This window comes from uncultured Lamprocystis sp. (genome assembly GCF_903933125.1).
GTDB lineage: Bacteria > Pseudomonadota > Gammaproteobacteria > Chromatiales > Chromatiaceae > Thiodictyon.
This window is the reverse complement of sequence record NZ_CAIZIZ010000320.1, coordinates 37,354-44,426: the sequence shown is the minus strand read 5'-3', so window position 1 is coordinate 44,426 and position 7,073 is coordinate 37,354. Positions and strand designations below refer to the sequence as shown.

General features: G+C 60.1%; 7 protein-coding genes. All 7 read left to right on the top strand.

Going from position 1 to position 7,073, the window contains the following annotated elements; all coding sequences use genetic code 11:
- Positions 1–262 precede the first annotated feature (262 nt).
- The 7 genes from QZY03_RS16580 to QZY03_RS16550 all read left to right on the top strand — a co-directional run bounded on the left by QZY03_RS16580 (position 263) and on the right by QZY03_RS16550 (position 7,028).
- Positions 263–955 (top strand): diguanylate cyclase, encoded by a 693-nt coding sequence (locus tag QZY03_RS16580; protein ID WP_295582972.1) that lies wholly within the window; start codon positions 263–265, stop codon positions 953–955.
- A 168-nt stretch (positions 956–1,123) separates the two neighbouring features.
- Positions 1,124–2,338 (top strand): SpoIIE family protein phosphatase, encoded by a 1,215-nt coding sequence (locus tag QZY03_RS16575; RefSeq protein ID WP_295582970.1) that lies wholly within the window; start codon positions 1,124–1,126, stop codon positions 2,336–2,338.
- Complete coding sequence (locus QZY03_RS16570) at positions 2,335–2,742, top strand: ATP-binding protein (protein ID WP_295582968.1); 408 nt, start codon at positions 2,335–2,337, stop codon at positions 2,740–2,742. Before QZY03_RS16575 ends, QZY03_RS16570 begins: the two co-directional genes overlap by 4 nt.
- A gap of 60 nt (positions 2,743–2,802) precedes the next feature.
- The gene (locus QZY03_RS16565; protein ID WP_295582966.1) at positions 2,803–3,138 is read left to right on the top strand and encodes an STAS domain-containing protein; all 336 of its coding nucleotides are present in this window, start codon (positions 2,803–2,805) and stop codon (positions 3,136–3,138) included.
- Positions 3,139–3,285: 147 nt separating this feature from the next.
- Positions 3,286–3,891: a uridine kinase gene (gene udk / locus QZY03_RS16560; RefSeq protein ID WP_295582964.1), complete on the top strand. Its 606-nt coding sequence runs from the start codon at positions 3,286–3,288 to the stop codon at positions 3,889–3,891.
- A 106-nt stretch (positions 3,892–3,997) separates the two neighbouring features.
- Positions 3,998–5,392 (top strand): WecB/TagA/CpsF family glycosyltransferase, encoded by a 1,395-nt coding sequence (locus QZY03_RS16555; RefSeq protein ID WP_295582962.1) that lies wholly within the window; start codon positions 3,998–4,000, stop codon positions 5,390–5,392.
- A 169-nt stretch (positions 5,393–5,561) separates the two neighbouring features.
- The gene (locus QZY03_RS16550) at positions 5,562–7,028 is read left to right on the top strand and encodes an NDP-sugar synthase (protein WP_295582960.1); all 1,467 of its coding nucleotides are present in this window, start codon (positions 5,562–5,564) and stop codon (positions 7,026–7,028) included.
- The last annotated feature ends 45 nt before the right edge of the window (positions 7,029–7,073 follow it).

The window sequence follows — 7,073 nt, the reverse complement described above, 5'->3', positions numbered from 1 at the left end:
TGCACTTGGATATTGGGCAAATCTAGCAATAGCTCTATTGCTTGTCTAAGTGGCTCGTTGTTGGAGTCCATGATGACCTTCAAGACCTCGCAAGATGCTGAAATATAAGTATATCATAACCTACGGAGATCCCGAAGAGCCATAAAATATTCTGTTGGAGTACTTAACAGTAGTATTAAATTTTGAATTTTTTGCTCTAACCATGAACCTAGCGCGTTCAAGCACGCTTGCCGAGCTGCCCTGCCGACCCAAGATTTTAATCATGGGACACCAGCCGGTCATTGCCCAGGCGATCTATCAGATCCTCGGCGCCGACTGCGAGGTCCTCACAGCGGCTGACGGTCCGACCACGTTCGCGCTCTGTAACGAGACGCTGCCCGACCTTGTGTTACTGGACGATGAGACACTTAAGTTCCAGTCCGAACAGTTGCATACCATGGCCTTCCGCGATACCCTCACGGGGGTTTACGCTCGGCACTACTTTGACGAGCGGATCGGTGTCGAGTGCGCGCTGGCTAGACGCAGTGGTAGCGTTTTGTCGCTGTTTGTGATCGAGATCGATCACTTCAATGCCTACAACGATTACTATGGGTATCAGGCCGGCGACGACGCGCTCCGCTTGATCGCCAGGGTTCTGGAGTCAAGACTGCACCGTCCGGGCGACCTCATTGCCCGCTATGGCTGCGAAGCGTTTGTCTGCCTACTCCCGGCGACCGATTTCGAGCCCAGCACACAACTGGCCGGGAAGATCGAGCGGGCGGTGCGCGCTCGCGGCATCGGTCACGCCTCTTCCGCGGCTGCTCCGGTGGTAACAGTCAGCGTCGGCGTGGCCACGAGCCGACGCGCAATCGAGGACGGATCCGAGGCCCTGCTGCGATTGGCCGATGACCAGCTCTGCCAGGCCAAGCAGCGGGGCGGGGGTCGGGTGTGCGGGAAGGTGCTTTATCGGCCGTGAGCGTGTCGCGTAGGCGCTCGTGGAACCCGACGGGTATGCCCTTGTGCCGCCGTGGATCTGCTGGTTCTGAACACCGCTTAGCGATGTAAAATCTTTAATGACTGGTCTGTATCATCAAAATTTTGCGATGCTGGCCTAGTGAAAGTTCGCGGTACTCGGGGCTGATTGTTGAACGCCTTGATCATTGATGACGCTGCTGACACGCGGCTCTATGTACGCGCTCTGCTTGAAGGCTGGGGGTACAACACGGTTGAAGCTGCCGACGGACTGGACGGCCTCGATCGTATGCGCGAAACAAGCATCCAATTGGTAATCTGCGACTGGATAATGCCTTGTTTGTCGGGCCTGGAGTTTTGCAGGGCCGTTCGTGCAGCGCAATTCCCATATTATGTCTATCTGATTTTGCTCACCTCGCGTTCCGATAAGTCAGACCTGCTTGCGGGCCTGAACGCCGGTGCCGACGACTTCCTCTCAAAACCCGTCGACGCGAAATTGCTGCGTGCGCGGCTTCGGGTCGCGGAGCGAATACTCACGGTGCAGGGTCTGCTCGCCGATCAGAATCGGACGCTACGGGAATCGCGGGAGCGTCTGCAATACGCCTATGATCAAATCCAGCGGGATTTAGCCTCGGCGGCCCGCATCCAGCGTCAGATGCTCCCCCCCCCGGATCGGCTGGTTGAACCGTTCCGGGCCGAATCCCTGTTTCTGCCGGCTGCGCACGTCTCCGGCGACAGCTTCAATTACTTCTACCTAAACAATGAGTTGATCGGTTTCTATCTGTTCGATGTCTCCGGTCATGGTGTGCAGGCGGCCTTATTCTCGGTCCGACTCAACGCCTCTTTGTTGCCCGCCCTGACGTCGGATTGGACCGCGGCCGGCAACGGTTCACTGGCCGCAGGGTTCCCTGGACCGGGGCGATTCCTATCGGAAGTGAACACCCGCTGGGTCGAGCCGGATGTCGAGTTCGACAATTATGCCACGATCGCCTATGGCACCCTCGACAAACAAAGCGGCGAGGCCCACATCGTGCTCGCCGGTCATCCGCCGCCGCTGGTTCTGCGCAATGCCGGAGGGATCGAAACGCTGGCGGCGGGCGGCCTACCCTTCGGCATGTTTCCAGATGTAAACTATGAGTCACAGCGGTTGGTGCTTCACGCGGGCGATCGGCTCATCTTATATTCCGATGGGGTGACCGAGTGCGCCAATCCGCAAGGTGAGCTCTTTGGCATCGAGCGTATGCAGTCCGCACTCGCGGCCCGCCCCGGAGATAACCGGCTGGGGTTGACGCGTGAACTTGAGGCGCAGCTTCAGCGATGGAGCGGCACGCTTGATTTCCAGGACGATATTTCGGTGTTGGTGCTGGAGCGGGATAGCGAAACATGACCACCTCGGCGACATTACTGACGTTAGATAGCGATCCCACCAAGCTTGGCGACCTTCAGGCCCGGGTGGACGCGCTGTGCCGTGACGCCGGACTGGATTCCTTGGCTGCCTGCGAGTTCACCACCGCGATCATCGAAGCGGTCACCAACAGCATCAAGCATGGGTACCTGGGCGAACCAGGGCACCCCATCAGGGTTCACTGGCGCCGGGCTCACGACAGCATCGACATCGAGATACGGGATCGAGCCCAGCCGCCCCCGGCCGGTTTCCTTGACCATGCGGAAATGCCGCCACCCGATGCCGAGTCCGGCCGCGGCATCGCCATGATTCGGGCCTATGCCGACTCGGCCCGCTATGCCCGAGTCGACGACGAGAATGTGTTGAACCTGACGCGGCGACTTTAGCGGTATCGCGCCCCGCCCGATCTCGCCGTCGAACCCTCTACTGTGAGCAGGAGTATCCCTATGCAATTTGCACATGAAAACCGCGATGGGATCGATATCGTCCGGCTACCCGAGCGCCTGATGATGGCCGATGCGGCGGATGCCAAGGCACAACTCAAGGCGATCTTGCTCAATGGTAGCGGCCGCCTGATCCTGGACCTGACACAGACCGGATTCATGGACTCCAGTGGCTGTGGGACACTGGTCGGGAGTTTGCAGACGGCCCGCAAGCAGGGCGGTGACGTCTATCTGTTCGGCATGGGCAACAATGTACGCGCGCTATTCGAGCTGACTAAACTGCACACCATATTTCGGATCTTCGACGATGAGAAAGCGGCGCTGCGCGCCATGCCCTGACGCTCAATCATCGACCGTATCAGAGCCGCCCCCGACGCCGCGCACCTGACTCTTAGGCCTGCGGTGCGCGGCAGCAGATGTCGGGCGCTGCGGCAATCCGTTGGTTGCGGGCCACGAACTCGATGCGAGGCATTAAGGATGCCTGACATGACTATTATCGGTATCGCGGGCGGCAGCGGATCCGGCAAGACGACCTTTGCACTATTTCTGCAAGATTTGGTGGGAAGAGAACGATGCTCGATCCTGCATCAAGACTCATATTATTATGATCAGAGTCTGAAATTTGATTATGATGGTGGAATGGTCAATTTCGATCATCCGGACGCCATTGATTTCGCACTGCTGTCGAGGCATTTGCACGAACTCAAGGCAGGACGGTCGGTTGCGGTCCCCGTATATGACTATGGAACGCATCGGCGTCTGGACAGAACCGAGGTCCTTGATGCCTGCCCCTGGATTGTTGTGGAGGGAATGCTGGTTCTTTGGGACCAGCGGGTTCGGGTAATCTGTGACAAGAAGGTCTTTATCGATACACCGGAGCCGGTGCGGTTAGCGCGACGGCTTTCCCGCGATGAGCGTGAGCGCGGACGGGGTCGAGCCGGTGTCGAGCAGCAGTTTCTGGCACACGTAAAACCCATGCACGACCAGTTCGTCGAGCCGTCCCGGCAGTACGCTGATAGAGTGTATTCGGGCGAGCACGCGAAGCATGCCAGTATTGGCGACCTGCTCGTTCAGATCGGGTTCGTCCATTGACGTGTCAGGCAGCAAGCACTGGTCCGCCAGGCGCGATCAACGCCGCCGATAGCGGCTTGACGTGTTGCTGTCGATGGTTGGCTAACATCCTAAAGGTCTGTAACTGATGGCTAAGTCCCTACCGGTGATCCCCGGTCCGCTCGGCGTTTCTCGACGTCGTCGCTGGTTGGCCGGGCTGCGGCGGCGCACCTATCCGACCCGCGTCCTGCTGGGGGAGTTTCTACCTCGTATCCTCGATATCTCAGCCAGTGCCGTGCTACTCGTCGTTCTCTTGCCGCTCTTTCTGGTGCGCGCACTGTGGAGTCAAAACCAGACGGGGGCCATCCTCGTCCAGACCCCACTGATCGGTCGCTTTCAAACGCCCTTCCAACGGCTGTCGTTCGCAGGCAGCGGTAGGTTCCGTGGTCTAGCAGTGTGGCTGAACGTATTGCGAGGCGACATGGCGATCGTTGGGCCGCGACCCGTGCGTGCGACGGAGGCGGCTGCCGTTCCGGTGGACGACCTCGTGCGGTTTGTCGTCCGGCCCGGGCTGATCTCGCCATTCGGCATTCGCCGCCGCATCGGCCTGGCTCATGAGTGCGAGTCGGCAATGGATCGGGATCAGGTCTATGCTCAAACGATCACCGGCGACTTGGGGCTGGCAGCGCGCTCGGTGGTGTCCGGAGTACTTGGCGGCGGCGGGATCCCACGCGAGATGCCGCCGGTGATCAATTTCTTCGGCATCCCCGTGGTGAACACGAGCATGCACGAGGCGGTGGACTGGATCATCGCCAATGCGACGGGGACGACAAACAAACACCTGGCCTTCGTCAATCCGGACTGCCTGAATATTGCCTGGCAGGACGCCGCTTACCGCCGCGTGCTGCTTGCAGCGGAGCGTGTCTTGCCCGACGGGATTGGCGTCCACCTTGGCTGTCGGATGCTTGGCCTGGCCTTGCGTGCGAACGTCAATGGCACGGACATGTTTCCGATCCTGTGCGAGGCGGCGGCCCGCGAGCGGCTGCCGATCTATCTCCTCGGTGCACGGTCAGGGGTTGCGCAGGCGGCGGCCGACAACATGGTCAAGCGCTTTCCGGATCTCAAGATTGCCGGCACGAGAGACGGTTTTTTCCTTCCAGCGGAGGAAGCGTCCGTGGTCGATACCATCAATAGTTCAGAGGCGCGGATTTTACTGGTGGCGTTCGGTGTACCCCGCCAGGAGCTGTGGCTGGAACGCTGGCGGGACCGACTGGCGCCACCCGTCAGTATGGGTGTCGGCGGGTTGTTCGATTTCTACTCGGGTCGCATCCCGCGCGCCCCGGTCTGGATGCGGGACATGGGGCTGGAGTGGCTGTATCGGCTGATGCAGGAACCCGGACGCATGTGGCGGCGCTATGTGATCGGCAACCCGCTCTTTCTGCTTCGCGTGAGGCAGCAGGCGAAGCATCCGGAACGTTTCCCGCTGCCGGACGCGGGCGTCGAACATCGCGCGCCGCCGCTCCCGACGGATTCATACCAATGATGATCGGATCGGCGCACCGCCTTGAGGTGATGCCTGGGATCACCTGCATCCGGCAGATCTCCGGTCGCTCCGATATCCCGTTTGAACAGCGAATGACATCAAGATCCTAATAAAGACGGTTCCCGCCCTTCCTTTTTGGTGCAGGAGCTTATTGAGGAACAAAGGGTACATGCGCGCACTCGTATTTGCAGATCGCTTGGGTATCGAGCTCGATCCCCTCACACGAACGGTGGCCGTGCCGCTGCTTCCGGTTACGGGTAAAGAATTGCTGCTCTATACGCTCGAGGAATTGGTGAGCACCGGCATCCGCGATCTGGTTGTGGTCGCGTCGGCCCATGGCGAACAGACCAGGGTCAGCACCTTAGGAGCAGGTGAACGTTGGGGGGCGAGCATACGATATGTGCTCAGTCGGGGCGAAGAGCAGCCGACTGCTGTTTGGTCGCGTCTCAATCTGGCAGATGCCGATGCCGTTCTCGCACTGCGCGGCGACGTGTTGCGCTCTCCAACCCTGAGGGCGTTTCTGCATCAGGCCCAGAGCAAGGCAGGCACTTTCGCGTTCTGCGGGGTGGGAGCGGATCCCCGCGGTAGTCTGCTGCTTCTGCGTCCAGGCTGCCAGGTGCCCGGCAACCTGCTCGACAGCCTGAGTTGGGATGCGCCCAAACCCCTTCCAAGCGCGGACGGCTGCGTTGTTGCGAACGCGGCTTTAAACTGCCTGGAGAGCCTTCCGGCCTTCCATAGAGCCAATCTCGACATTTTGGCGGGCCGCACCCCGGGTCTCAAGGTTGCGGGCCGAACGGTCGCTGTGGGGCTGTTTGCCGGCCGCAAGGCATCGGTCTTTCCGAAGAGCCTCAAACAGGGGGTGGCCTACGTCGGCGCGAACAGTCGGGTCGACTCGGAGGCCGAACTGCTGGGTGAGGTTGTGATCGGCGACGACGTGGTCATAGACCGTGCGGCGACCATACGCGATAGTGTGATTCTTCCGCGTACCTACGTGGGCGAACTGGTGGAGATTCGCAATGCGATCGTCGCTAACAACCATCTCATGCGCGTCGATACGGGTGCGGTGCTTGCGATCAGCGAGGCCTTCCTGCTTGGTAGCTTGGAAGCGACCGGAACTCGGGCGCGCGTTTCCCACTTGGATCGGATGGTTGGTGTGCTGCTGCTGATCTTCTCCCTGCCGCTTTGGCCAATAGCGGCGGCGGCGGCTGCCCTGTCCGGCCGCAAGCCGCTGATGGTAAGTCGCGAGTGCGTGGGCAACCGCACACTGTTCCCCGGACAAGAGGCCGGCGCAAGACGATTCAAAGCGACATACTGGAATACCGCCATTCCAGTGCTTCGTCACCTGCCGGGCCTCCTCGCCGTGATTCAGGGCGACCTGCGTCTGGTCGGGGTTTCCCCGTTGACACCCGAGCAGAATGCTGACCGCTCGGAGGACTGGCAAAGGGTCCGTGATCAGGCGCTGGTGGGCCTTTTGGGACCGACCCAACTCACGTTGACGGAAGATGCACCGTTGGAGGAGCGCCTGCTGAGCGACGCCTGTTATGCTCAGACGCGGAGCTGGAGTAAAGATATAGGATATTTGCTGAGTGGTTTGAGAATGCTATTCAACGGGGAAGCCTGGCTCCGCCGCTTTTAATGGGGCGGGTTTGCCGGGAGGGTTGAGAGAGTGGTGGTCGAGACA

Coding starts and splice junctions, on each gene's coding strand:
- QZY03_RS16580 (WP_295582972.1), top strand. CDS start 263: ATGGGACACCAGCCGGTCATTGCCCAGGCGATCTATCAGATCCTCGGC.
- QZY03_RS16570 (WP_295582968.1), top strand. CDS start 2,335: ATGACCACCTCGGCGACATTACTGACGTTAGATAGCGATCCCACCAAG.
- QZY03_RS16565 (WP_295582966.1), top strand. CDS start 2,803: ATGCAATTTGCACATGAAAACCGCGATGGGATCGATATCGTCCGGCTA.
- udk (WP_295582964.1), top strand. CDS start 3,286: ATGACTATTATCGGTATCGCGGGCGGCAGCGGATCCGGCAAGACGACC.
- QZY03_RS16555 (WP_295582962.1), top strand. CDS start 3,998: ATGGCTAAGTCCCTACCGGTGATCCCCGGTCCGCTCGGCGTTTCTCGA.
- QZY03_RS16550 (WP_295582960.1), top strand. CDS start 5,562: ATGCGCGCACTCGTATTTGCAGATCGCTTGGGTATCGAGCTCGATCCC.